This is a genomic window from Streptomyces sp. NPDC033966 (assembly GCF_055575955.1).
The window spans coordinates 139,926-165,185 of sequence record NZ_JBVIRQ010000001.1; the positions used below are offsets into that span (position 1 = coordinate 139,926).

The window sequence follows — 25,260 nt, forward strand, 5'->3', positions numbered from 1 at the left end:
CGCCCCCATGCCTCGGAGATCGTCGACCTGGGCGGCACCCTACCGGGCGGTACGCCCCTTGGTCAGCCTCCGCCTGCGCCACATGACCAGGGGAACGGCCCCGACGAGCCCCAGCGCGGCCGGGGTGACCCCCGCCGTGCCCGGCCCGCTCGCCTGCGGCGAGTGGAGCGGCGCCGGGGGCTGCTTGCCGATGCCCGGCTGGTCGAAGGTGTCCGGCACGGGGAGCGTGGACCAGCGGGTGAGGGGCCAGGCCACCACGACGGCCCGCCCGACGACGTCCTTGACCGGGACGAAGCCCTGGGTGGAGTCCTGCTGGTGGTAGCGGGAGTCCTGGGAGTTCTGCCGGTGGTCGCCCATCACCCAGATCTTGCCCTTGGGCACGGTGATCGGGCCGAAGGGGAAGTCGTCGCACGCGCTGTTGCCGGGGAAGATGTACGGCTCGTCCAGCGCCTTGCCGTTGACGACGACCGGTCCGTTCTTCTTGCACTCCACGGTGTCCCCGCCGATGGCGATGGTCCGCTTGATCAGGTCCTTCTCGTCGGCGGACGGCATCAGGCCGATCTTGCTCAGGATCGTCTGCGCGATGTTGGGCTCCGGGGTGGGCTCCCCGGCCAGCCAGTTCGCGGGGTCGTGGAAGACCACGACCTCGCCGCGCTCGGGCTCCGAGCCGAACCACGGGGTCAGCTTGTCCACCAGCACCCGGTCACCGCGCTGCAGGGTGTTCTGCATCGAGTCGGACGGGATCGAGAACGCCTGCACCAGGAAGGTCTTGATCAGCAGGGCCAGCAGCAGGGCGATACCGATGAGGAGCGGGAGCTCCTTCCAGAAGGAACGCTGCGGCTTCTCCGCCTCGGCGCCCTCCTCCCCGGTCTCGTGCCCGACGGCGTCGTCCGGCCGCTCCTCGCCCTCATCGCGTCCGGATCGTGCGCCTACCGCCACGTCCCCCACATCCACTCCTCACTCGGAAAACCGCTGCCCGTGCCGGATCAGAACGGGCCCTCCCCTCCCCTAACGAGCGGGAGTTCCCTAAGGCGCGGGAGACCAGGGCCACACTATGCGAACGGCGTGCCCCGACGGCGCCGACGGGGCCCGCGCCGCCTGCCGCCCCGTACGGGATCCGGCACCTGCAGGAAGGTCGCCGGCTGATCGAGTCCGCGCCAGTGGTCGTAGGGCCAGGCGATCACCACAGCCTGCCCGACCACGCCCTTCTCGTCGATGGTGCCCTCGAAGGCCTCGTCGAGGTGGTAACGGGAATCGGCCGAATTGGCGCGGTGGTCGCCCATCACGAAGATCCGCCCGGCCGGTACGCGCACCTCGAAACGGATTTCGGAGGGGGCGTTGCCCGGTGACACGTAAGGCTCATCGAGCGGCGTTCCGTTGACGGTCACCCGGCCCCGGGCGTCGCAGCACTTGACCGTGTCCCCGCCGACGCCGATGACCCGCTTGATCAGATCCTGCTCGTCCGCCGAGGGCAGCAGGCCGATGAAGGTCAGGGCCTGCTTGATCTGCTTGACGCCCGCCGGATCCGGTTCGGGCCTCGCGGCCTCGCCCTTGAGCCAGCCGCCCGGGTCCTTGAACACGACGACGTCGCCCCGCTGGACCTTCGAGCCGAACCACGGGGTCAGCTTGTCCACCAGCACCCGGTCCCCGATCCGGATCGTCTGCTCCATGGAGCCGGAGGGGATGAAGAAGGCCTGCACCAGGAAGGTCTTGAGCACCAGGGCTATGCACAGCGCGACCGCCACCAGCAGTGGCAGCTCGCCCACGCGGCGGGTACGCCTGCGCCGGCGGACCTTGCGCGCCAGCCGGCGCCGCTCGGCCCGCCCTCCGGGCTCCGCGCCCTCGGCACCCCCGGCGTCCGCGGCCGCCCGCTCCGGCGCGCCGGCGCCCGCGGGCTCCCGCGCTGGCGCGGGCCGGGGCGCCGGTTCCGGGCTCCGCCGGGGCCGTTCGGACCGCTCGGACCGCTCGGACCGCTCGGACCGTTCCGGTCCGCTGCCCGGCTCCGGGCGGCCGGCCCCCCGCGGGCGCCCGCGGCTACCCATGCGGGCCGTCCCCGGTCCGCGCCCCGGGCACCGAACCCCAGCGCGACACCGGCCAGCCGATCCAGTCGGCCCGCCCGATCACCTTCTCCACCGGCACCATCCCCCCGCCAGGCTCGCCCAGGTGGTCCCGGGAGTCCCGGGACTGGGAGCGGTGGTCGCCCATGACCCACAGGGTCCCCAGCGGAACGACGATCCGGAAGGGCACCTTCGAGGCGGAGTCTCCGGCGTACAGATAGGGCTCTTCCACCGGGGCTCCGTTGACCTGGATCCGGCCGCCCTGGTCGCAGCACACCACGTCGTCCCCGCCGACGCCCACGACCCGCTTCACGAAGTCGGTGTCGGAGGGCTCCGCGAGCCCGAGCGCCGAGAGCGCGCCGTGCACGGCGTCACCCACCGGGTTGCCGCCCGCGGGCTCGCGCACGAAGGACCCGGCGCCGTCGAAGACCACCACGTCCCCGCGCCGGGGCTCGGCGCCGAAACGGTACGCCAGCTTGTTGACCAGGACCCGGTCCCCCACCTGCAGGGTCGGCTCCATGGAGCGGCTCGGGATCTGGAAGGGCTGGACGACGAAATTGGCCAGCAGCAGCACGAAGACGGCGCAGGACACGCCGATCAGTCCGGCCCGCCGCCAGGACCCGGAAAAAGCAGAACGCGGCCGCCCCTCCCCCTGCTCGGGGGAGGAGTGGCCGCGCTGTGTGAGCTCTGCTTCGGTGTCCATCGGGTGCGAGCCTATCTGCCCGTCCCCGGGACCCGGAGAGGAGATCAGCGGTCGCGCTTCTCCTTGATCTTCGCGGCCTTGCCGCGGAGCTCACGGAGGAAGTACAGCTTGGCGCGACGCACGTCACCGCGGGTGACGAGCTCGATCTTCTCGAAGATCGGGGAGTGGACCGGGAAGGTGCGCTCCACGCCGACGCTGAAGGAGACCTTGCGAACGGTGAAGGTCTCGGAGACGCCAGAGCCCTGGCGACGGATGACAACGCCCTTGAACTGCTGGATACGGGAGCGGTTGCCCTCGATCACGCGGACGTGCACGTTGATCGTGTCACCCGGGCGGAAGGCCGGGACGTCCGTGCGCAGGGAGGCGGCGTTGACGCCATCGAGCAGGTGAGACATGTTGTTCGTCTGCTTTCTTCGCACGACGCCACAGGTCGCCGGGCGGGTTTCCGTAGAGAATTCGGGAGCCGTGCCACCCCCCGTACGGCGATCCCCCTGTGGCAGGAGCGTACGGAAGCACACAGCAGCCGCCTATTCTTCCACGGCCTGCGGCCTGCGCCAAAATCGGCCGTCTCCGGACGGCTTCCAGCCCAGGATGCTGAGGATCTCGCGGTCCTTCTTGTCGAAGGCGGAGGCCTCGCAGCGCTCGATCAGGTCCGGGCGGTTCTGCGCGGTGCGGCGGAAGGCCTCGTCGCGGCGCCAGCGGGCGATCTTGCCGTGGTGGCCGCTGAGCAGCACCTCGGGGATGCCCCGGCCGCGCCACTGCGGGGGCTTGGTGTAGACGGGGCCTTCGAGCAGGTTGGCCATCTCGCCGGGGGCGAAGGAGTCGTCGCGGTGCGATTCGGCGTTGCCGAGCACGCCCGGCAGCAGCCGGGCCACGGCCTCGGTGACGACCAGCACGGCCGCCTCCCCGCCCGCGAGGACGTAGTCGCCGATGGAGACCTCGTAGACCGGCATCCGCGTCGCGTACTCGTCCATGACGCGGCGGTCGATGCCCTCGTACCGGGCCGGGGTGAAGATCAGCCAGGGCCGCTCGGAGAGCTCGACGGCCAGTTCCTGGGTGAAGGGCCGGCCGCTGGGCGTGGGCACGACGATGACCGGGCCGTGCGCGCCGGACTCGTAGCCGTCGGCCAGCGCCGAGTCCAGGGCCTCGCCCCAGGGGTCGGTCTTCATGACCATGCCGGGGCCGCCGCCGTACGGGGTGTCGTCGACGGTGTTGTGCCGGTCGTACGTCCACTCCCGCAGGTCGTGCACGTGCACGTCGAGCTGGCCGCGCGCCCGCGCCTTGCCGACGAGGGAGACGTTCAGCGGCTCCAGGTACTCGGGGAAGATCGTGACGACGTCGAGCCGCATCAGGCGTCGTCCCCGGACTTCTCTGCCTCCGCGGAGGCCTCGGCGTCACGCGCGGAGGCGATCTCGGCGCGGTCGTCGATCAGCCCGGGCGGCGGGGTGATGACGCAGCGCTGCTCCTCCAGGTCGATCTCGGCGACGATCTCCTCGACGAAGGGGATCATGACCTCGGTGCCGTCCGGGCGCTCGACGATGAAGAGGTCCTGCGAGGGCAGGTGCGAGATCTCGGTGATCCGGCCGATCTCGGTGCCGTCCTCGAGTACGACGTCCAGGTCCATGAGCTGGTGGTCGTAGTACTCGTCCTCCTCCTCGGGCAGCTCCGTCGGGTCGACGTCCGCGATCAGGAGGGTGTTGCGCAGCGCCTCGGCGGCGGTGCGGTCCTTGACGCCCTCGAAGCGGAGCAGGAGCCGGCCGCTGTGCACCCGGCCCGTCTCGATGGTCAGCGGACCCGCCGACGCCGGTTCGGTCCGCAGCACGGCGCCGGGCGAGAGCCGCAGCTCCGGCTCGTCGGTCCGCACCTCGACGGTGACCTCACCCTTGATCCCGTGGGCGCGGCCGACCCGCGCGACTACCAGCTCCACCTGTATCTCCTGTTCAGACGACAATGGGCCGGGGCGGGCACGTATGCCCTCCCCGGCCCGTGCCGGTGTTCAACTGCTCAGCGGACCTGGTCCACGTCGACGAGGTCGACGCGGATCCCCCGGCCGCCGATGGCGCCCACGACGGTACGCAGTGCACGAGCGGTGCGGCCGTTGCGGCCGATCACCTTGCCGAGGTCGTCGGGGTGCACCCGGACCTCCAGCACCTGCCCGCGGCGCAGGTTGCGCGAGGCGACCTGCACGTCGTCGGGGTTGTCCACAATGCCCTTCACGAGGTGCTCAAGAGCCTCCTCGAGCATGCTCAGGCCTCGGTCGACTCGGCGGCGGCCTCAGCCTCGTCCGCCTTCTTGTCGGCCTTCTTCTTCTGCGTGATGGCCTCGCCCTTGCCCTCGCCGATGCCCTCGAGGGCCTTGGCGAACTCGTCGAAGGAACGACGCTTGTCTTCCTTCGTCGCCGGCTGCAGCAGCGGCGCCGGGGCCGGGAGGCCCTTGTGCGCCTGCCAGTCACCGGTGAGCTTCAGGATGGCGAGAACGGCCTCGGTGGGCTGGGCGCCCACGGACAGCCAGTACTGCGCGCGCTCGGCGTTGACCTCGATGCGCGAGGGGTTGTACGTCGGCTGGTAGATGCCGATCTCCTCGATCGCGCGACCGTCCCGGCGGGTGCGGGCGTCGGCGACGACGATGCGGTAGTGCGGGGAGCGGATCTTACCGAGACGCTTGAGCTTGATCTTGACTGCCACTGGAGTGGTGTCTCCTGAACTTGACGTGGTTGGGCACTTGAGATGCCACGTGGGGTTGCGGTACTCGGGTGCCCGATGGACGCGTCAGCCGGAGGAGAGAGGGGTCCTATGCGACTGTCGAGTACAGCTGCCCATTGTGCCACACGCCTGCGGCGCTTCCGAGCGGCGGGGGATCACCCCGGCCGCCCGGCGGCGGACGCACACCACACGCTCAGGACGCGGCCGCGGTGGCGACCTCGGGGATCCGGAAGGGCTTCATGCAGCCGCCGCAGACGATCGGCGCCTGCGCCAGGACGGAGGGGACCACCCGGACGTTGCGCCCGCAGTCGCAGACCGCCTTGACCCGTACGCCGCCGCCCGAGGAGCCGTGCCGGGCGGCCGGACCGCGGAAGCTGCGCTTGGTGTCGGCCGCGGTGGCCGCCGTATGCGCCTTGAGGGCGCGCTGGAGCCGCTCGATGGTGGGGCGGTAGCGCTTCTTGGCCTCGGGATTGAGCGTGACCAGGGAGAACCCGCTGCTGGCGTGCGGCTCCTCGGAGTGGTCCAGCCCCATCTCCTCGGCGATCGCGAGGAATCTGCGGTTGTGGTAGCGGCCGGCGCGCGAGGTGTCACGTACTCCGCGGGCGGCGGCGATGCCGTGGACTGCCTCGTGCAGCAGTCGCTCGAAGGAGAGCTCGGCGCCGCAGGCGGACGAGGACTCTCCGATCAGGGACTCGGGCGCGGCAAGGTCAGGCAGCTCGGCGTGGTACCGCTGAATGTCGGCCCACGCCTGCGCCAGCTCTGCGGCGAGAACAGGTGGTGTCGTGCTCACGTCGTGACAACGAGCCGGGGTGCCCCGGTGTTCCGATTCCGGGCCATTCCAAATTTTTTGCACGTACCAGTCAGTTCACACTGATGCGTCCTGACGAGGACGGGTGCGCATATCCCAGGATGAGTCGGTACGTAACGAGGGCTATCGACGCCGACGCCCCCGGCGCGCGGCCGAAGCCGCACGCCAGGGGCGCCAGGGGAAATCAGTAGGAGCGCGCGACGATCGCGAGCGTACCGGGGGCGTCGTCGGCCACCGGGACCGACCCGTCCTCGGCCACCAGGCAGCGCACCGAGACGGCCTGCTCGCCCAGCTTGGCCTCGCCCTCGGGGCCGAGGTCGGCCCACGGGATGCGCGCCCAGCCGCCCGCGATGGCGGCCTCGGCGGCCTCCTCGATGGTGGCGACGTCGCTCGTACGGGCCTCGCGGCGCTCGCGGGACTCGCGCAGCAGCTGCGCCTGGTCCTCGTCGAGGACCTTGGGCAGCAGGTCGGCGAGGGCGTCGATCTGCACCGGGGTCTTCCCGCCCGGGATCCGGCGGGCCAGCATCGCGGTGCCGGCCTCCAGGTCGCGGGGGCCGATCTCGATGCGCACCGGTACGCCCTTGAGCTCCCAGTCCACGGCGCGGCGGCCGAAGGGGGTGTCGACGCGGTCGTCGACGTGGACGCGGATGCCCGCGGCCTTGAGCCGGTCGCCCAGCTCGCGGACCTTCGCCACGGCCTCGTCGCCCTTGATCGCCATGACGACGACCTGGACGTTGGCCAGGCGCGGCGGCACCCGCAGGCCGTTGTCGTCACCGTGCGACATGATCAGACCGCCGACCATGCGGGTCGAGACGCCCCACGAGGTCTGCCAGACCAGCTCCTGCTGGCCCTCCTTCGAGAGGTACTGGGTGTTGAAGGCCTTGGCGAAGTTGGTGCCGAGCTCGTGGCTCGTGCCCATCTGCAGGGCCTTGCCGTCGCCCATCATGCCCTCGAGGGTGAGGGTGTTGATGGCACCGGCGAAGCGCTCCTTGGCGGTCTTGCGGCCGAGCACGACGTCGATGCCGAGCACGTTCGTCATGAAGTCGCCGTAGACGTCGCGGTGGATGCGGGCCGCGTAGTCGCGGGCGTCCTCGTACGTGGCGTGGGCGGTGTGGCCCTCCTGCCAGAGGAACTCGCTCGTACGGAGGAACACGCGGGGGCGCATCTCCCAGCGGACCACGTTGGCCCACTGGTTGATCAGCAGCGGCAGGTCCCGGTAGCTCTGGACCCACTTGGAGAAGTAGTCGTTGATGATCGTCTCGGACGTGGGCCGGACGACGACCGGCTCTTCCAGCTCCTTGCCGCCGCCGTGGGTGACGACCGCGAGCTCGGGGGCGAAGCCCTCGACGTGCTCGGCTTCCTTCGTCAGGTACGACTGCGGGATGAACAGCGGGAAGTAGGCGTTCTGGGCACCGGCTTCCTTGATGCGGGCGTCCATCTCCTGCTGCATCCGCTCCCACAGGCCGTAGCCGTACGGACGGATGACCATGGTGCCGCGGACCGGACCGTTGTCGGCCAGCTCGGCCTTGTTGATCAGATCCTGGTACCAGCGGGGGAAATCCTCCGCCTGCGGGGTGAGAACGGGTGCCTTTGCCATGGCGCGAATGGTACGGCGCCGGGCGGGTCGAGCGTGAATCGGGTGGCGCGCTCCTCTGGACGCGGGGGCGAATGGGGAGTTCCCTGGCAACGGGGGCAAGGGGGCGACACGGAATCAGGAGCGCTCTTTCGATGACACCGACGCCGACGGCCACGCTCGTCGCCCGGGACTGGGCGGAGATCCAGGAACGGATGCTGGTACCGCTGTACGAAGCGGTCTACGACCGGCTGGAGATCGGGCCGGGTGACCGGCTGCTGGGCCTCGACTGCGGGGCCGGGCTGGCCCTGCTGCTGGCCGGAGGGCGGGGTGCCGCCGCCACCGGCGTGGAGGCGGATCCGGCCCGCCGGGCGCTGGCCCGCGAACGGCTGCTGGAGGTGGTGGCGGCTCCCCCGGTCCCCGCCGTGCGCCCCTACGACGTGCTGCTCGCCTTCGCGCCCTCCCCGGGCGCCCTGGCCGCGGCCCTGCCGGCGGTCCGGCGGGGCGGCGCGGTGGTGCTGGCCGGCTGGGGTCCGCCGGAGCGCTGCACGGTGCCTGCGGTGCTGGGCGGCGGCCCGGCGGCCCTGGACCTGGACGCGCTGGCGGCTGGGGCGGGGCTGGTGCCCGACGGGTCGGGGCGGGTGTTCTGCCCGTTCGGGTACGCGGACGTGGACAGCGCGGTACGGGGCCTGCTGTCGACGGGGCTGTACGGCGGCGCGGCGGATCCCGCCCAGGCGGAGAAGGAGCTGTCGGAGGCGCTTCACCCGTTCGAGCGGCCCGACGGCGCCGTCTGGCTGCCGAACATCTTCCGGTACGTCGTCGCCCGGGTGGCGTAGGCCGTGTCTTTTGGATCAGGCCGGATCAGCCCGCGTCGTCTGGTGCCGTGCATCGCAAGGCCGAGGAGGGAGTCAACGCGGTGGGGGCACCTCCCAGCGGTAGCTGGGGGACGTTGGCGACCGACGAGAACGCGGCGAGGCGCGGTGCCAGGCGGCGCGGGCCCGGCCTGATCCGAAAGACACGGCCTAACGGGGGCGCGGGTTATTTGGCGAGCCGGGGGATGCCGGCCGCCGCGTACGCCGCCTCCTCGTCCAGGGTCTCGGCCTCCAGGAGGGCCTCGGCGAGGGTGTCGAGCTTCGGCCGGTGCTCGCGCAGCAGGCGGCAGGCCTCCTGGTAGCACTCGTCGACGATCCGCCGCATCTCGTGGTCCACGGTGTCGAGCGTGGTGGGGGCGGCGGCCAGGCCGTACGGGCCCTGCCCGTCGGAGGGGATGGCGGTGAGCTTGCCGACGCGGTCGCTCATGCCCCAGCGGGCGACCATCCCGCGGACGATGTTGGTGACCTGTTCGAGGTCGTTCTCGGCGCCGGTGGTGATCACGTCGTAGACGGTCTGCTCGGCCGCCATGCCGCCGAGCGCGCCGATGATGCGGCCCCGGAGGTAGTCCTCCGTGTACGCGTACCGGTCCGCGTCGGGGGTGGAGAGGGTGACGCCGAGGGCCCGGCCGCGGGGCACGATGGTGATCTTGCGTACGGGGTCGGCGCCCGGCTGGAGCATGCCCAGCAGGGCGTGGCCGCTCTCGTGGTAGGCGGTGCGGCGGCGCTCCTCCAGCGGCATCACCAGGGGGCGTTCCGCGCCGAGCTGGACCTTCTCCAGGGCGTCGGAGAGGTCCGCCTGGGTGACCTGGCGCTGCTTGCGCTTGACGGCGAGCAGGGCGGCCTCGTTGGCCAGGTTGGCGAGTTCGGCCCCGGTCATGCCGGGGGTCGTACGGGCCACCTGGGCGAGGTCGACGCCGGCGGCGAGCGGGATGTCGCGGGTGTGGATGCGCAGGATGGCCTCGCGGCCGTCCCGGTCGGGCGGGGAGACGACGACCGTGCGGTCGAAGCGGCCGGGGCGGGTCAGGGCGGGGTCCAGCACGTCCGCCCGGTTGGTGGCGGCGAGGACGACGACGCCCTCGGAGCCGGAGAAGCCGTCCATCTCGGTGAGGATCTGGTTGAGGGTCTGCTCGCGCTCGTCGTGGCCGCCCATGGCCGCGCCGCCGCCGCGCACCCGGCCGATGGTGTCGATCTCGTCGATGAACACGATCGCGGGGGCCACTTTGCGCGCCTCCGCGAAGAGCTCCCTGACCCTGGAGGCGCCGACGCCGACGATCATCTCGATGAACTCGGAGGCGGACGCGGAGAAGAACGGCACCCCGGCCTCTCCGGCGACGGCCCGCGCGAGCAGGGTCTTGCCGGTGCCGGGCGCGCCCGCGAGGAGGACGCCGCCGGGCATCCGGGCGCCCATGTCGCGGTACTGCTGGGGGTTCTTGAGGAAGTCGACGACGTCGTTCAGCTCGCCCTCGACCTCGTCGATGCCGGCGACGTCGTCGAAGGTGGTGCGCGGGGCGCCCGACTCCAGTTCCACGGGTTTGGGCGGTCCCTTGCGGCCCAGCCCGCCGATCCCGCCCATGGCCGAGCCCATCCGGCGGGCGATGAGCAGCCACAGGCCGACGAGGAGCAGCATCGGGGCGAGGGAGATCAGCAGGTTGGCCAGGAAGCTGCGCTGTTCGACCACCGGGGAGGCGGTGACGGTGACGCCCTTGCTCGTGAGGCTGGACCACAGCTGGTCGTCGGCGAAGGCGGGGCGCTGGGTGACGAACTTGCTGTAGTCGCCCTTGCCGCCGGGGACGGGCTGCTCGTTCTTGAGCTGGCCCTGGATGGCGTCGCCCTTGGAGTAGATCTTGGAGACGTTTCCGTCGGCGACCTGCTTGCTGAACTCCGTGTAGGAGATCGTCGGCTCGTCGCCCTCGTTGAAGAAGGACAGCACGAGGTTGGTCAGCAGGAAGACGATCAGGGCGGCGAGGACCAGTCCGCGCCAGCCGCCGCCGGGGAGCTTCCGCTTGGCGGGCGGGGCGGGCGGGGCGCCCTCCGAGCGCCAGGGGGTGTCGGCCCGGTCGCGCGGCGGTACGGGGGTGGGGCTGGGCACGTGGGCGCCTCCTTATGCCGTCATGCCGTCCTCCCGGCCGACCATAAGCGACAAATCAGCCCGATGCCCCCGCAGATACGGAAGGGCCCCGGCCGCATGACGCGCCCGGGGCCCTTCCGCAGTGGCTTCCGGCCCTGCTACTTCATGAACTTCTTGAACTCGTCCGGAAGGTCGAAGTCCTGACCCGGCTGGCCGCCGCCGGCCGGGAGCCCGAACGGGTTGCCGCCCGCGGCCGGAGCGTCGGGCTGCGCGCCCTGCTCGCGGCGGGCCGCGGCCGCGGCCTCCTCTTCCTTGCGCTTCATCGGGTTGCCGCTCTTGCGCTTGCCCTTGGCCTGCTTGACCTGCTTCTTCTGCCGGCCGGGGCCGCCGCCCATGCCCGGGATACCGGGCATGCCGGGCATCCCGCCGCCCTGGGCCATGCGGGACATCATCTTGCGGGCCTCGAAGAACCGCTCCACGAGCGACTTCACGGCGCTGACCTCGACTCCGGAACCCTTGGCGATGCGCGCGCGGCGCGAGCCGTTGATGATGTGCGGGTCCTGGCGCTCGGCCGGGGTCATCGACTTGATGATCGCGGCGGTGCGGTCCACGTCGCGCTCGTCGATGTTGTTGATCTGGTCCTTGATCTGGCCCATGCCCGGCAGCATGCCGAGGAGCTTGGAGATGGAGCCCATCTTGCGGACCTGCTCCATCTGGGCCAGGAAGTCGTCGAGCGTGAACTCCTTGGGGCCCTTGGCGAGCTTGGCCGCCATCTTCTCGGCCTCGGCCTGCGAGAAGGTCTTCTCGGCCTGCTCGATGAGGGTGAGCATGTCACCCATGTCGAGGATCCGGCCCGCCATGCGGTCGGGGTGGAAGGCGTCGAAGTCGTCGAGCTTCTCGCCGTTCGAGGCGAACATGATCTGCTTGCCGGTGACGTGCGCGATGGAGAGCGCGGCACCACCGCGGGCGTCGCCGTCGAGCTTGGACAGCACCACGCCGTCGAAGCCGACGCCGTCGCGGAAGGCCTCGGCGGTGTTGACCGCGTCCTGGCCGATCATCGCGTCGACGACGAAGAGGATCTCGTCGGGGCTGACGGCGTCGCGGATGTCCGCGGCCTGCTGCATCAGCTCCTGGTCGATGCCGAGGCGGCCGGCGGTGTCGACGATGACGATGTCGTGCTGCTTGGCCCGGGCGTACTCGACGGAGTCCTTGGCCACCTGGACCGGGTCGCCGACGCCGTTGCCGGGCTGGGGCGCGTAGACCGCGACGCCGGCGCGGTCGGCGACGACGCTGAGCTGGTTCACGGCGTTGGGGCGCTGGAGGTCGCAGGCGACGAGGAGCGGGGTGTGGCCCTGCCCCTTCAGCCAGAAGCCGAGCTTTCCGGCGAGGGTGGTCTTACCGGCACCCTGGAGACCGGCCAGCATGATCACGGTGGGCGCGGTCTTGGCGAAGCGCAGCCGGCGGGTCTCGCCGCCGAGGATGGAGACCAGCTCGTCGTTGACGATCTTCAGGACCTGCTGGCCGGGGTTCAGCGCCTTGCTGACCTCCTCGCCGCGGGCCCTTTCCTTGACGTTCGCGATGAAGGAGCGGACGACCGGGAGGGCGACGTCGGCCTCGAGGAGGGCGATACGGATTTCCCGCGCCGCAGCGTCGATGTCCTGCTCGGAGAGGCGGCCTTTGCCCCGGAGGGACTTGAAGGTCGCGCTGAGGCGGTCGGAAAGCGTATCGAACACGGTGGTCGCGATTCCTCGGGTCGGGGGCGTGGTGGTCGTCCCCCAGGGTATCCGGCCGTTCCCCCTCCCGGGGGCGGGGATGCCGGGCCGCTGCGCGGAGCGGTCCCCTGCCCGCCCTTCCACCGCGACGGGCGGGCGGGGACCTCGCCCGCGCAGCGTCCTACAGCAGGGCGGACTGGACCTGGGACGCGACGGCGGCGGCCGCCTCCGGCGGGAAGGGTTTGCCGTCCGGGTCGACCACGTAGACCGTGTCCACCGCGTTCGCGCCCAGGGTGGACACGTGCGCGCTGCGGACGCGGACGCCCGCCGACTCCAGGGCGCGCCCGATCCGGTGGAGCAGCCCCACCGCGTCGGGGGCCCGCACCTCCAGGACGGTGGCCAGGGAGGAGACCTCCGGGACCACCGTGACCCGGGGCGGCGGCGGGACCACGCCCCGCCGCCGCGGGTACGCCGCCTCGCGGTCGGCCAGCTTCGCCGGGACGTCCAGGGTGCCGTCCAGCGCCCGCACCAGATCGGTGCGCAGCCGGGCGGCCTGCGGCAGGGCCCCGTACTGCGCCGCCACCCGCCAGCGCAGCACGAGCACCTCGCCGGGCAGCTCCGCCAGCTCCAGGAACCGCAGGTCGGCGGCCCGCACGGTCAGCCGGTGCAGGGCCAGCACCCCGGCCACGGCCGGGAGCACCCCGGGCTGGTCCGGGACGGCGACGACCAGCTCCACCCCGACGGCGTCGCCCTCCTCCTCCCGGGCGTGCAGCGCGAGCACCGGCTCGCCCGTGCGCAGCGCCTCGACCGCCAGGCGTTCCTGTTCGGTGGTCGGGATCTCCGGCTCGGTGACGGCGGGCGGGGTGCCGCGGAGCACGGCGGCGGCCCGCGCCACCAGGTCGGCGACCAGGGAGCCCCGCCAGGTGCTCCAGGCGGCCGGTCCGGTGGCCAGGGCGTCGGCCTCGGTCAGGGCGTGCAGGATCTCCAGGGTGGAGGTGGAGCCGACGGCGTCCGCGACGGCCCGTACGGTCGCCGGGTCGTCGAGGTCCCGCCGGGTCGCGGTGTCCACCAGCAGCAGGTGGTGGCGTACGAGCGTGCCCAGTACGGCGGTGTCCTCGGCGTCGAAGCCCACCCGCACGGCCATGTCGCGGGCGATGGTCTCGCCGACGACGGAGTGGTCGCCGGGCCACCCCTTGCCGATGTCGTGCAGCAGGGCGGCCATCAGCAGCAGGTCGGGCCGGCCCACCCGACGGGTCAGCGCCGAGGCCCGCACCGCCGTCTCGATCAGGTGCCGGTCCACCGTCCAGGTGTGCACGGGGTTGTGCTGGGGGCGGCAGCGCACGCGCTCCCAGTCGGGCAGCAGCCGGGTGATCAGGCCCTCGGCCTCCAGCGCCTCCCACACCCCCACCATCGGCTCGCCCGCGCCCAGCAGGGTCAGCAGTTGCTCCCGGGCCTCCGCCGGCCACGGCACGGGCAGCGGCCGGGCCTGCGCGGCGAGGCGGCGTACGGCGTGCAGCGAGACGGGCAGGCCCGCCTGCGCGGCGGCGGCGCCGAAGCGCAGGGGCAGTACGGGGTCCCGGTCGGGCCGGGCGGCGAGCGCGAGCACCGCCTCCCCGTCGGACTCCACGACCCCCTCGGCCAGCGGCGCCCGCTCGGGGGCGGTCGTGCCGCGGGTCCCGAGGAGTCCGCGCAGCCTCGGCCGGGCGGCCCGGGCGCGCAGCACCCGCCCGACCTCCCGCCAGGTGACGTCGCCGGCGTACGCGACCACCCGCGCGGCCTCGTACACCTCGCGCAGCAGCGCGTCGGCGTCGAGCAGCCCCAGCCGGGCGGCGACCTGGGGCTGCTCCTGGAGCGCGAGCCGGTCGGTGGCCCGGCCGGTGACCAGGTGCAGTGCGTCGCGCGCGTCCAGCAGCCGCCGCCGGGCCTCGGCGAGCCCCTCGCGCGGGGCGTCGGCGAGCCAGGACGCGGCGACGGCCCGCAGGACGGTGGCGTCGCGGAGTCCGCCGCGCGCCTCCTTGAGGTCGGGTTCCAGCAGGAAGCGCAGCTCCCCGGCCCGCTCGGCCCGCTCCCGGCACAGGGCGTGCAGCTGCGGGAGGCGTCTGGCGGCCTGGTTGCGCCAGTCGGCGAGCACGGAGGTGCGCAGCCCGGCGAGCAGTCCGGCGTCGCCTGAGACGAGCCGCGCGTCGAGCAGTCCGAGGTGGGCCTTGAGGTCCTCGGCGGCGGTCTTGCGGGCCTCGGCGGGGGTGCGTACGGAGTGGTCCAGGGCCAGGCCGAGGTCCCAGACGGGGTACCAGAGGCGGTCGGCGAGCGCCTTCAGCTCGGCGGGCCGGGCCTTGCCGTCGTGGAGCAGCAGCAGGTCGAGGTCGCTGCGCGGGGAGAGGTCGGCGCGTCCGTAGCCGCCGACGGCGACGAGGGCAGCGCCCCGTACGCCGGTCTCCCGCGCGGCCCGCGCGAACTGTGCGTTCAGCCATTGGTCGGTCAGCCCGGACAGGGCGGAACGCCGGGAAGGCCCGGACCGCGACTCCTCCTGGAGGAGTCGCAGCCGGGCCTCGGCGTAGCCGCCGGGTCCGGAGCCGGCCGGGTCGTCCTGCGTGGTCTCTTCGACGCTCGTCACCCGGGGCTCCCGTCGTCTAGAGCGCGTCGGCGCCGCGCTCGCCGGTGCGGACCCGGACGACCGAGTCCACGGGGACGCTCCACACCTTGCCGTCGCCGATCTTCTCGGTGCGGGCGGCGCTGACGATGACGGAGATCAGCTCTTCGGCCTCCTCGTCCTCGACGAGCACCTCGATGCGGATCTTCGGTACGAGGTCCACGGTGTACTCGGCGCCGCGGTAGACCTCGGTGTGGCCGCGCTGGCGCCCGTATCCGCTGGCCTCGGAGACGGTGAGGCCCTGGACCCCGAAGGCGTGGAGGGCTTCCTTGATCTCGTCCAGCTTGTAGGGCTTGACGATGGCGGTGATCAGCTTCATGCGTCGACCTTCTTGTGCGCGGCGGGGGCGGGTGCGGCGGTGGTCCGTGCGGAGAGCCCGCCGCCGGCGCCGCTGAAGTCGTAGGCGGTCTCGGCGTGCTCGACCTGGTCGATGCCGGAGACCTCGACGTCCTCCGTGACCCGCATCCCGATGGTCTTGTCGAGGAGGAAGGCCATGATCGCGGATACGACGAGGGAGTAGGCGAGGACGGAGAAGACCCCGACGGCCTGCTTGCCGAGCTGTTCGAGGCCGCCGCCGTAGAAGAGGCCCTTGGCGTCGGACTGGACGCCGCCGGTGGCGAAGAAGCCGACGAGCAGGGAGCCGGCGATGCCGCCGACGAGGTGGACGCCGACCACGTCGAGGGAGTCGTCGTAGCCGAACCTGTACTTCAGGCCGACGGCCATGGCGCACAGCACACCGGCGATGGCGCCGACGGCGATCGCGCCGAGGGGGCTGACGGAGCCGCCGGCGGGGGTGATGGCGACGAGGCCCGCGACGGCGCCGGAGGCGGCTCCGAGGGTGGTGAAGGAGCCGTGGCGCAGCTTCTCGTAGCCGAGCCAGGCGAGCATGGCGGCGGCGGTGGCGACCTGGGTGTTGACGAACATGACGGCGCCGATGCCGTCGTCGTTGCCGAGCCAGGATCCGGCGTTGAAGCCGAACCAGCCGAACCACAGCAGGCCCGCGCCGAGCATGACCAGGGGGAGGCTGTGCGGGCGCATCGGGTCCTTCTTGAAGCCGACGCGCTTGCCGATGACCAGGATGACGCCGAGGGCGGCGGCGCCGGCGTTGATGTGGACGGCGGTGCCGCCGGCGAAGTCGATGACGCCGAGCTCGAAGAGCCAGCCGCCGGCGCCCCACACCCAGTGGGCGACGGGGAAGTAGACGACGGTGACCCACAGGGCGGTGAAGAGCACCCAGGCGCTGAACTTGACGCGGTCGGCGAGGGCGCCGCTGATCAGGGCGGGGGTGATGACGGCGAACATCAGCTGGAAGACGGCGAAGACGTAGACCGGGATGGTGTAGCCGTCCCACAGCTCGGTGAGGCCGATGCCGCTGAGGCCGACGTAGTCGGAGTTCCAGCCGATCAGCGAGCCCGAGTCGGTGCCGAAGGCGAGGCTGAAGCCGTAGAGGACCCAGAGGATCGTGACGATCCCGAGGCTGATGAAGCTCATCATCAGCATGTTGAGGCTGCTCTTGACGCGGACCATGCCTCCGTAGAAGAAGGCGAGTCCCGGGGTCATCAGCATGACCAGGGCGGAGCAGATGAGCATGAACCCGGTGTTCGCGGCAGACAGGGTCGGGGCGTCTGCTGCGAGGGTCGTGATGGCTGATGCCATCGGCGTCTCCTCGTCGTCGGTACGTTCGCGTGCGGGCGATCGTGGGAAACCTGAGCGGCGGCGTAAGGTCTGGCCGGTTATTGGCCCTGAGATTCGCGCAGGACGGTTTCCGGCGGCGCCGCTGGGTGTTTCGTGCCGATGACGAAGAGGTCGGGCGTGTTACGCCTCCATGAACCGGTGAGGTACGGGTCCGGTCCGGGTCATGTGAGGGTCAGGCCGGGGTCGGGCGCACGTCAGGCGCGCACCGGGGCCGCGGGGCGGCTCAGACGGCCTCGGCGGCCTCAGGCAGCCGGGAGGCGAGGAGGTCGGTCAGCCGGACCACCTCGGCCACGTCCCCGTATTCACGGGCGGCGGTGTCCACGGTCTTGCGGAGCCGCGTGTTCACCCGTTCGGACCGCACCTTTCTCGCCACGTCGAGGGCCTGGTCCACGAGGACGGTGGCCTGTTCCGGCTCGCGCTGGAGCAGGTGGACGGTGGCCATGCCGATGAGGTTCAGGGCGTACGAGCGCTGGTGTTCCTCGTCCTTGGCGAAGAGTTCCACGGCCCGTTCCATGACCGGTTCGGCGAGGGAGGCGTAGGTGGGGCTGCGGCCTGCGACGTAGGCCAGGTCGCGGTAGGAGTGCGAGTTCTCGCCGTTGAGCTCGGCCTCGGAGAAGAAGCGGATCCAGTCGGGTTCGGGCTCGGAGTCGAAGCCGACGTCGGAGAAGGTGTCCTCGGCCATCCGCACGGCCCGCTTGCAGCGGCTGGGCTGGCCCATGTTGGCGTAGGCCCGGGCCTCCATCGCGTACAGCATGGCCTGGGTGCGCGGTCCGGCGCAGTCGCGGCTGCCGTACTGGGCGAGGTGGATGAGTTCCAGGGCGTCCTCGGGGCGGCCCAGGTGGATCATCTGGCGGCTCATGCCGGACAGGATGTAGGAGCCCAGCGGCTTGTCACCGGCTTCCTTCGCGGCGTGCAGGGCGAGGACGAAGTACTTCTGCGCGGTGGGGTGCAGGCCGATGTCGTAGCTCATCCAGCCGGCGAGTTCGGCGAGTTCGGCGGCGACCTTGAACAGCCGCTTCATGACCGGGGCCGGGTGGCTCTCCTGGAGCAGGTCGGTGACCTCGTGGAGCTGTCCGACGACGGCCTTGCGGCGCAGTCCGCCGCCGCACTGGGCGTCCCACTGGCGGAACATCACGGTGGTGGCTTCGAGGAGGTCGAGCTCCGGCTCGGACAGCCGGGGCGGCCGGTGTCCGCCGAGCGCGCCCGACGGCCCGGTGTCGGGGCGCGGTCCGAGGTCGGCGGCCGGGGAGGGGACGAGCCAGCGCTGCATGGGCTCGATGAGGGCCGGCCCCGCGGAGAGGGCGAGGGAGGTCCCGAGGAACCCGCGGCGGGCGAGCATCAGGTCGCTGCGGGAGAACTCGCTGAGCAGCTCCACGGTCTGCGGGCCGGCCCAGGGCAGGTCGACGCCGGAGACGGAGGGGGTCTGGTGGGCGGTGCGCAGGCCGAGCTGTTCGATGGCGACGACGGAGCCGAAGCGTTCGGAGAAGAGCTCCGAGAGGATGCGCGGGACGGGTTCGCGGGGCTGTTCGCCGTCGAGCCAGCGGCGCACGCGGGAGGTGTCGGTGCTGATGTGGTGGGCGCCCATCTGGCGCGCGCGGCGGTTGACCTGGCGGGCGAGTTCGCCCTTGGACCAGCCGCTGCGGACGAACCACGAGGTCAGCTGTTCGTTCCGGACAGCGGAATCGCCACTCGTTCCGCTTGCGCCGTTGCCGCTCACTGGAACGCCCCCATCCGCATCGCCTCTTCACACGAACCCTGGCCGGGGCGGCCGGCTCCGCCAGGGACCTTCACAGGTCCTCCACCGATTGCCTCCGGCATACCCACGGTTGGGGTCCGCCGCCCAGGTTCGTGCACCGAAAGTAATCCTACGATCACCCCGTCGGCGACGTCGATTCCAGAAACGCCACCATTCGCCACCCCTTCGAATGAACTCGCCACCGGCCAGGCGCGATTCACTTGACACCAAGGCGAAACGACAGTGGTTGGACGGGAGTGCGCTCGGGGCGCGCGCGGCGAGGAGTGCGCCGGGCGGCTCCGGCGGACAGCGCGCCCCACCCGGCCTCCGACAGGTCTCGCCGACGTCGTAACCACCGGCGCGTCCGACCCGTTGGAGGGGGCATGGGCATGGGCTTCACGATCGGCGGCAGCCGCAGCACCAAGGAGTTCCGTTCCGGCGCCCGGCGCCGCGGACGGACCTCGGAGTGCACGACGGTGGCGGAGTACACCGGGCTCTGGGGCTGGGACGCGGTCCCCGGGGCCCGCGCCGCGGGTCCCGGCCGCGACTGCTCCTGCGGTCATACGAACTGCGGTGCGCCGGGGGCGCACCCGCTGGACTTCGCTCCGACCGTCCCGGGGGGCGCCACCCTGGACGAGGTCTCCGAGATCTGGGGCGAGTACCCGGGCGCGGCGATCCTGCTCCCGGTCGGCGGCTCCTTCGACGTCATCGAGGTCTCCGCCGAGGCCGGGCGGCGCGCCCTGGTCCGGCTGGAGCGGATGGGCCTGCCGCTGGGGCCCGTGACGGCCACGCCGGACGGCCGGGCGCAGTTCTTCGTCGCCCCGGGCGCCGCCGCCGAGCTGCCCGAGCTGCTGTACCGGATGGGCTGGGACGACGCCGATCTGGACCTGCGCGCCCTGGGCCGCGGCGCTTTCCTGACCGCCCCGCCCTGCGACCACGCGGGGCTGGGCCCGGCCTCCTGGCTGCGCGGGCCCGCGCTGGACAGTGCGGGCGGGCCCCCGCAGGCCCGGCTGCTGCTCGGCACCCTGGCCTACACCTGTCACCGCTTCCGCCGCTGACGGCCCCCGCCCACGGCAGTGCCCCCGGGTCCTGGACGGACGCGGGGGCACTGGTCTGCGTAGATCCTTCGGTGAGGTCCTGGTGCCTCAGTCGCCGATGAGGGCGTCCACGAACGCCTCCGGCTCGAAGGGGGCCAGGTCGTCCGGGCCCTCGCCGAGGCCGACGAGCTTGACCGGGACGCCCAGCTCGCGCTGGACGGCGACGACGATGCCGCCCTTGGCGGTGCCGTCGAGCTTGGTGAGCACGATGCCGGTGATGTCCACGACCTCGGCGAAGACGCGCGCCTGGGTCAGGCCGTTCTGGCCGGTGGTGGCGTCCAGGACCAGCAGCACCTCGTCCAGCGGGCCGTGCTTCTCCACGACGCGCTTGACCTTGCCGAGCTCGTCCATGAGGCCGGTCTTGGTGTGCAGCCGGCCGGCGGTGTCGATGAGCACCACGTCGGCGCCCTCGGCGATGCCCTCCTTGACCGCGTCGTAGGCGATGGAGGCCGGGTCGCCGCCCTCGGGGCCGCGGACGGTACGGGCGCCCACGCGCTCGCCCCAGGTCTGGAGCTGGTCGGCGGCGGCGGCGCGGAAGGTGTCGGCGGCGCCGAGGACCACGCTGCGGCCGTCGGCGACGAGCACCCGGGCGAGCTTGCCGGTGGTGGTGGTCTTGCCGGTGCCGTTGACGCCGACGACCATCACGACGCCGGGGGTGTCGGTGCCGCTCTCGGTCTTCACGGCGCGGTCGAAGTCGGTGCCGACCAGGGTCAGCAGCTCCTCCTTCAGCAGGGTGCGCAGCTCGGCGGGGGTGCGGGTGCCGAGCACCTTGACCCGCTCGCGGAGCCGCTCGACCAGTTCCTGCGTCGGCGCGACACCGACGTCGGCGATGAGGAGGGTCTCCTCGATCTCCTCCCAGGTGTCCTCGTCGAGGTGCTCGCGCGAGAGCAGCGTGAGCAGCCCCTTGCCGAGCGAGTTCTGCGAACGGGCGAGCCGGGCGCGCAGCCGGACCAGGCGGCCGGCGGTGGGCTCGGGCACCTCGATCTCGGGCGCGGCCGGGGCCTCCGGCTCGGCGACGGGCGCTTCGACGGCCTCGGGGGCCGCGGTCTCCGCCTCGGGGAGCACGACCTCCTCGATGGTCCGGCGCGGCTCTTCGACCGTCGGTGCGGAGTCCTCCCCCACCTGCGGTTCGGCGGGCGGGGCAGTGATGGTCGGCGTGCTCGGCGGCGCCGTGGGGGGCAGCTGCTTCTTCTTGCGGCTGCTGACCACGAGCCCGCTGATCGCACCGACCGCGACCAGGGCGATGACTACGGCAAGGATGAGGATTTCCATAACCCGTCCAGTATCCGCCACGACGCCTCCCGAGCCCGGAACTCGGCGCCCGTACCGGGCTCTAAGCCCCTATTTGTGCGATTGGGCGCAAATCTACGATGATGGACGACTTCCCGTCCTCGCACGCCCCACGGAGCAACCGCATGCCCGCCGAGCCCGCCACCGGCGCAATACCGGCCGAGACCGCAGCCGGAACCGCAGCAGCCCAGGCCACCGGCAAGACCTCGGCCGAGACCCGCGGGCTGGAGCCCGTGCCCGACGCCGAGCGCACCGGCCGGGTCCGCGAGCTGGTCCCGACCTGGGTCGCCGCGAACATCAGTGTGCTGCTGCTCACCATGGGCGCGGGCCTGGTGATCTTCAACAAGCTCAACATCTGGCAGGTGCTGGTCGTCGCGCTCGCGGCGCCCGTCGTCTCCTACGGGATCGTCGGCCTGATCTCCATCGCCGGGAAGCGCGGCGGCGCGCCGGGCATGGCGCTCTCGCGGGCCGTCTTCGGCCAGCGCGGCAACCTCTTCCCCGGCGCCCTGATCTGGGTGGCGCGCTGGGGCTGGGAGACGATCAACGCGGTCAGCGGCGCCTACGCCGTGCTGACCGTCCTGGACCTGCTCTTCGGCGTGAAGAGCAACACCGCGCTCATCGTCGTCACCCTGCTCTTCTTCGTGGGCTGCACCTTCGTGGTCTCGGGACTGGGCATCAACGCACTGCGCGTCTGTTCGAAGTGGTCGACGTACCTCTTCGGAGGCTTCAGCGTCCTCGTCCTCGGCTACCTGCTCTTCACCACCGACTGGTCGGCCGTCTTCGGCAAGCCGGCCGGCTCCACGGCGATGATGGTCGCGGGCATCGGCACCATCGCGGCGGGCGGCATCAGCTGGGTGCCGTCCGGCCCGGACTTCACCCGCTACCTGCCGCGCACCGCCTCCGCCAAGGGGATGGTCGGTGCGACGATCGGCGGCGCGGGTGTGGTGGTCCTGCCGATGGTGCTGATGGGCGCGGTGATGGCCGTCGGCACGCCCGACCTGGCGAGCGCGCAGGACCCGGTCTCCTTCATCGGCGAGCTGCTGCCGACCTGGATCGCGGTGCCCTACCTGCTGATCGCCCTGATCGGGATGCTGCTGATCAACTCGATGTCGATGTACTCGGCCGGGTTCACCGCGCAGACCCTGGGCATCAAGGTGCCGCGCGCCTGGGCGGTCAGCGTGAACGCCGTCATCAGCCTGGTCTTCGGCTTCCTGCTGATGGTGGTCGCGACCAGCTTCTTCGGCTCGTTCATCTCCTTCCTCACCCTGCTGGCCGTGGCCTTCTCCGCGTGGATCGGCGTCTTCGGCGTGGACATGCTGCGCCGGCCCTCCTACGACGGTGCCGCACTGCTGGACACCACGCCCGGCAGCGCCTACTGGTACCGGGGCGGTTTCGCCTGGCAGGCGATGACGGCGTGGGGCGCGGCCCTGGTGGCGGGGCTGCTGTTCACCAAGGTGGACTGGTTCAGCGGGCCGCTCGCCTCCACCTGGATCGGCGAGAACGGCCTCGGCTGGGTGACCGGCATCCTGGTCTCCGCCGCGCTGTACGCCGTGCTCCCGCGCACGCCCGCCCCGGCGGCGCCGGAGTCCGGCCGGGAGTCCGGGCGCGAGCCCGCCGGAACCCTGTCCATCTGACGTCACGTCAGCTACCGTCCCCCCTCGCCCGACCGTCCGCATCCGGCGAAGGGGGACTTCCCATGCCCATCACCGTGGCCCGGTTCAACCTGATCGACCCCGACGGCACCCCCGAGACGCTGGCCGCCCGCTACCAGGCGGCGGTGGAGATGGCCCGGTACGCCGACGAGCACGGGATCGACACCGTCCAGACCGAGGAGCACCACGGCACGGACAACAACTGGCTGCCCTCCCCCTTCGCGTTCGCGGGTGCCGTCCTCGGCGCCACCCGGCGGATCGCGGTCACCGTCTCGGCGATCATCGGCCCGCTGCACGACCCGCTGAAGGTGGCCGAGGACATCGCCGTGCTGGACCTCATCGGCGGCGGGCGGCTGGTGACCGTGGCGGGCATCGGATACCGGCCGGAGGAGTACGAGCAGCACGGGGTGGAGTGGGGACGGCGCGGCAGGCTCCAGGACGAGCTGCTGGAGACCCTGCTGAAGGCCTGGACCGGCGAGCCCTTCGAGTTCCGCGGCCGCACCGTGAAGGTGACCCCGGTGCCCTTCACCCAGCCGCACCCGATGCTGCTGGTGGGCGGGAGTTCGAAGGCGGCGGCGCGGCGCGCGGCCCGGCTGGGGCTGCCGTTCTTCCCGAGCGCGCACCTGCCGGAGCTCGAGGCGTACTACGGGGAGCGGCTCGCGGAGTACGGCACCGAGGGCTTCTGCATGATGCCGGCGCGGGAGACCCCGCTGCTGCACGTCGCGGAGGACCCGGAGCGGGCCTGGGCGCTCCACGGGAAGCACTTCCTGCACGAGGCGGGCATGTACGCCTCCTGGCAGTCCAAGGACATCCGCTCGGCGGTGCGGTCCGGCGCCCGCACGGTCGAGGAGCTGCGGGCCGAGGGGGTCTACCGGATCCTCTCCCCGGAGGAGGCGGTGGCGTACGCGCGCGGAGCTGGCGAGGCGGGGAACCTCGTACTGCACCCGCTGTGCGGCGGGATGCCGCTGGACGAGGGATGGCGCAGCCTGCGGCTGCTGTGCGAAAAGGTGCTGCCCCGGCTCAGGGACTGAGCCGGGGCAGCACCGCGGAGGAGAGGGGTGGTGGCGGGGAGTTGTTACCCCATCTCCTCCAACGCCTTGCCCTTGGTCTCCGGCACCCACTTGAGGATGAACGGGATCGAGAGCACGGCGAAGACGGTGTAGATGACGTACGCGCCGGACAGGTTCCAGTCCGACAGGGTCGGGAAGGTGACGGTGATGACCCAGTTGGCGACCCACTGGGCCGCGGCGGCGACGCCGAGCGCGGCGGCGCGGATCCGGTTGGGGAACATCTCGCCGAGCAGCACCCAGACCACCACGCCCCAGGAGAGGGCGAAGAAGAGCACGAAGGCGTGGGCGGCGATCAGGGCGATCGTGCCCTGGGTGTCGGGCATGGTGATGTCGTCGCCGGCGCCGCTCTTGTACGAGAACGCCCACGCGCAGAGGCCGAGGGAGACAGCCATGCCCACCGAGCCGATCAGCGCGAGCGGCTTGCGGCCGAGCCGGTCGACGAAGATCATCGCGATCACCGTGCCGACGATGTTGATGATCGACGTGGTGAAGGAGTACAGGAACGAGCTGGTCGGGTCGATGCCGACGGACTGCCACAGCGAGGAGCTGTAGTAGAAGATCACGTTGATGCCGACGAGCTGCTGGAAGACCGAGAGGCCGATGCCGATCCAGACGATGGGCATCAGTCCGAAGCGGCCGCCGAGCAGGTCCTTGAAGGTGGACTTGTGCTCGGAGCGCATGGCCGCCTCGATCTCGGCGACGCGCCCGTCCAGGTCGACCTGGCTCCCCTCGACCTCGGCCAGCACCTTGCGGGCCTCCTCGGTGCGCCCGGCGGAGATCAGGAAGCGGGGCGACTCGGGGATGACGAAGGACATCAGCCCGTACAGCACGGCCGGGACCACCATCACGCCGAGCATCCACTGCCAGGCTTCGAGCCCGCCGACCTTCCCGCGCTGGTCGCCGTCGGCGAGGTTCAGGATGCCCCAGTTGACCAGCTGCGAGATGGCGATGCCGATGACGATCGCGGCCTGCTGGAAGGAGGCCAGCCGGCCCCGGTAGGCGGGCGGGGACACCTCGGCGATGTAGGCGGGACCGATGACGGAGGCCATGCCGATGCCGAAGCCGCCGATGACGCGCCACACGGCGAGGTCCCAGAGCGCGAACGGGAGGGCCGAGCCGATGGCGCTCGCCGTGAAGAGCGCGGCGGCGATCTGCATGCAGCGGATGCGGCCGATCCGGTCGGCGATGCGGCCCGCGGTGGCGGCGCCGAGCGCGCAGCCGATCAGCGCGGCGGCGATCACCTGGGCGAGCGCCGCCGAACCGATGTCGAAGCGGTCGCGGATGGCGACGACGGCGCCGTTGATGACGGAGCTGTCGTAGCCGAAGAGGAATCCGCCCATGGCGGCGGCCGCGGTGATGAAGATGACGTGCCCGAGGTGGTCGGGCTGGGGCTGGGACGCGCGTCCGCCGCCGCCGGGCGCCGGTGCCTGCGCAGTGCTGCTGGTCAAGGTGTGCTCCGTGGGGGGTCTTGTCCGTTCTCCCAGTGGCGCACAGGTCAAGATCGGGCACCACTGGAAGGCGGGAGGCAGCACAGAGCCTATGTGTTCATTTCCTGAAGTCAATAGGTGATGTGAAG

At 71.8% G+C, this 25,260-nt stretch carries 22 protein-coding genes; 4 read left to right on the top strand and 18 right to left on the bottom strand.

Translation table 11 applies throughout. The features are described 5' to 3' along the window. Window positions 1–39: 39 nt before the first annotated feature. From lepB (ACZ518_RS00685) to proS, 10 genes are all read right to left on the bottom strand, one after another. Window positions 40–939: a signal peptidase I gene (gene lepB, locus ACZ518_RS00685; RefSeq protein WP_469110889.1), complete on the bottom strand. Its 900-nt coding sequence runs from the start codon at window positions 937–939 to the stop codon at window positions 40–42. Between the two features lie 113 nt (window positions 940–1,052). Then, window positions 1,053–1,766 carry a signal peptidase I gene (lepB, locus tag ACZ518_RS00690; protein ID WP_469110890.1) on the bottom strand — a complete coding sequence of 238 codons (714 nt, stop codon included), beginning with the start codon at window positions 1,764–1,766 and terminating at the stop codon, window positions 1,053–1,055. A gap of 268 nt (window positions 1,767–2,034) precedes the next feature. Continuing rightward, on the bottom strand, window positions 2,035–2,760 hold the full coding sequence (lepB, locus tag ACZ518_RS00695) for a signal peptidase I (protein WP_469110891.1): 726 nt from the start codon (window positions 2,758–2,760) through the stop codon (window positions 2,035–2,037). Window positions 2,761–2,804: 44 nt separating this feature from the next. Then, the gene (gene rplS, locus ACZ518_RS00700; protein WP_030227407.1) at window positions 2,805–3,155 is read right to left on the bottom strand and encodes a 50S ribosomal protein L19; all 351 of its coding nucleotides are present in this window, start codon (window positions 3,153–3,155) and stop codon (window positions 2,805–2,807) included. Between the two features lie 132 nt (window positions 3,156–3,287). Continuing rightward, the gene (trmD, locus tag ACZ518_RS00705; RefSeq protein WP_469110892.1) at window positions 3,288–4,109 is read right to left on the bottom strand and encodes a tRNA (guanosine(37)-N1)-methyltransferase TrmD; all 822 of its coding nucleotides are present in this window, start codon (window positions 4,107–4,109) and stop codon (window positions 3,288–3,290) included. Continuing rightward, window positions 4,109–4,687, bottom strand: coding sequence for a ribosome maturation factor RimM (rimM, locus tag ACZ518_RS00710; protein WP_469110893.1), 579 nt, complete (start codon window positions 4,685–4,687; stop codon window positions 4,109–4,111). The genes trmD and rimM overlap by 1 nt, the downstream gene beginning before the upstream one ends. A 77-nt stretch (window positions 4,688–4,764) precedes the next feature. After that, window positions 4,765–5,004, bottom strand: a complete 240-nt coding sequence (locus ACZ518_RS00715; protein WP_007266827.1) for an RNA-binding protein — start codon at window positions 5,002–5,004, stop codon at window positions 4,765–4,767. 2 nt (window positions 5,005–5,006) lie between these two features. Next, complete coding sequence (rpsP, locus tag ACZ518_RS00720; protein WP_125817063.1) at window positions 5,007–5,444, bottom strand: 30S ribosomal protein S16; 438 nt, start codon at window positions 5,442–5,444, stop codon at window positions 5,007–5,009. Between the two features lie 211 nt (window positions 5,445–5,655). Further along, window positions 5,656–6,252: a hypothetical protein gene (locus ACZ518_RS00725; RefSeq protein ID WP_469110894.1), complete on the bottom strand. Its 597-nt coding sequence runs from the start codon at window positions 6,250–6,252 to the stop codon at window positions 5,656–5,658. Between the two features lie 202 nt (window positions 6,253–6,454). Continuing rightward, entirely contained in the window at window positions 6,455–7,867 is a 1,413-nt protein-coding gene (gene proS / locus ACZ518_RS00730; RefSeq protein ID WP_469110895.1) for a proline--tRNA ligase, read from the bottom strand. Between the two features lie 131 nt (window positions 7,868–7,998). On the opposite strand from proS, the gene ACZ518_RS00735 reads away from it, so the two are divergent. Beyond that, on the top strand, window positions 7,999–8,679 hold the full coding sequence (locus ACZ518_RS00735) for a methyltransferase type 11 (protein WP_469110896.1): 681 nt from the start codon (window positions 7,999–8,001) through the stop codon (window positions 8,677–8,679). A 202-nt stretch (window positions 8,680–8,881) separates the two neighbouring features. Here ACZ518_RS00735 and ftsH read toward each other — a convergent pair whose 3' ends face one another. The 6 genes from ftsH to nsdA all read right to left on the bottom strand — a co-directional run bounded on the left by ftsH (window position 8,882) and on the right by nsdA (window position 18,557). Next, window positions 8,882–10,804: an ATP-dependent zinc metalloprotease FtsH gene (ftsH, locus tag ACZ518_RS00740; protein ID WP_469110897.1), complete on the bottom strand. Its 1,923-nt coding sequence runs from the start codon at window positions 10,802–10,804 to the stop codon at window positions 8,882–8,884. 137 nt (window positions 10,805–10,941) lie between these two features. Then, complete coding sequence (gene ffh, locus ACZ518_RS00745) at window positions 10,942–12,516, bottom strand: signal recognition particle protein (RefSeq protein WP_405978401.1); 1,575 nt, start codon at window positions 12,514–12,516, stop codon at window positions 10,942–10,944. A 160-nt stretch (window positions 12,517–12,676) separates the two neighbouring features. After that, window positions 12,677–15,109: a [protein-PII] uridylyltransferase gene (locus ACZ518_RS00750; protein WP_469110898.1), complete on the bottom strand. Its 2,433-nt coding sequence runs from the start codon at window positions 15,107–15,109 to the stop codon at window positions 12,677–12,679. A gap of 16 nt (window positions 15,110–15,125) precedes the next feature. Next, a complete protein-coding gene (locus ACZ518_RS00755; protein WP_361610247.1) occupies window positions 15,126–15,464 on the bottom strand; it encodes a P-II family nitrogen regulator in 339 nt (112 codons plus the stop codon). Beyond that, on the bottom strand, window positions 15,461–16,801 hold the full coding sequence (locus ACZ518_RS00760; protein ID WP_469110899.1) for an ammonium transporter: 1,341 nt from the start codon (window positions 16,799–16,801) through the stop codon (window positions 15,461–15,463). The genes ACZ518_RS00755 and ACZ518_RS00760 overlap by 4 nt, the downstream gene beginning before the upstream one ends. A gap of 262 nt (window positions 16,802–17,063) precedes the next feature. Then, window positions 17,064–18,557 carry a transcriptional repressor NsdA gene (gene nsdA / locus ACZ518_RS00765; RefSeq protein ID WP_469110900.1) on the bottom strand — a complete coding sequence of 498 codons (1,494 nt, stop codon included), beginning with the start codon at window positions 18,555–18,557 and terminating at the stop codon, window positions 17,064–17,066. Between the two features lie 407 nt (window positions 18,558–18,964). Between nsdA and ACZ518_RS00770 the strand changes: the two genes are divergently transcribed. Next, window positions 18,965–19,633, top strand: coding sequence for a bifunctional DNA primase/polymerase (locus ACZ518_RS00770; protein ID WP_469110901.1), 669 nt, complete (start codon window positions 18,965–18,967; stop codon window positions 19,631–19,633). 87 nt (window positions 19,634–19,720) lie between these two features. On the opposite strand, the gene ftsY is transcribed toward ACZ518_RS00770, so the two are convergent. Further along, window positions 19,721–20,944, bottom strand: coding sequence for a signal recognition particle-docking protein FtsY (gene ftsY / locus ACZ518_RS00775; protein WP_469110902.1), 1,224 nt, complete (start codon window positions 20,942–20,944; stop codon window positions 19,721–19,723). A gap of 143 nt (window positions 20,945–21,087) precedes the next feature. Between ftsY and ACZ518_RS00780 the strand changes: the two genes are divergently transcribed. Both ACZ518_RS00780 and ACZ518_RS00785 read left to right on the top strand, forming a co-directional pair. Further along, window positions 21,088–22,596: a cytosine permease gene (locus ACZ518_RS00780; RefSeq protein WP_469110903.1), complete on the top strand. Its 1,509-nt coding sequence runs from the start codon at window positions 21,088–21,090 to the stop codon at window positions 22,594–22,596. Window positions 22,597–22,658: 62 nt separating this feature from the next. After that, window positions 22,659–23,645 (top strand): LLM class flavin-dependent oxidoreductase, encoded by a 987-nt coding sequence (locus tag ACZ518_RS00785; protein ID WP_469110904.1) that lies wholly within the window; start codon window positions 22,659–22,661, stop codon window positions 23,643–23,645. Window positions 23,646–23,689: 44 nt separating this feature from the next. Here the strand turns inward: ACZ518_RS00785 and ACZ518_RS00790 are convergent, their stop codons facing one another. Then, window positions 23,690–25,132, bottom strand: a complete 1,443-nt coding sequence (locus tag ACZ518_RS00790) for a sugar porter family MFS transporter (RefSeq protein ID WP_469110905.1) — start codon at window positions 25,130–25,132, stop codon at window positions 23,690–23,692. Window positions 25,133–25,260: the final 128 nt, after the last annotated feature.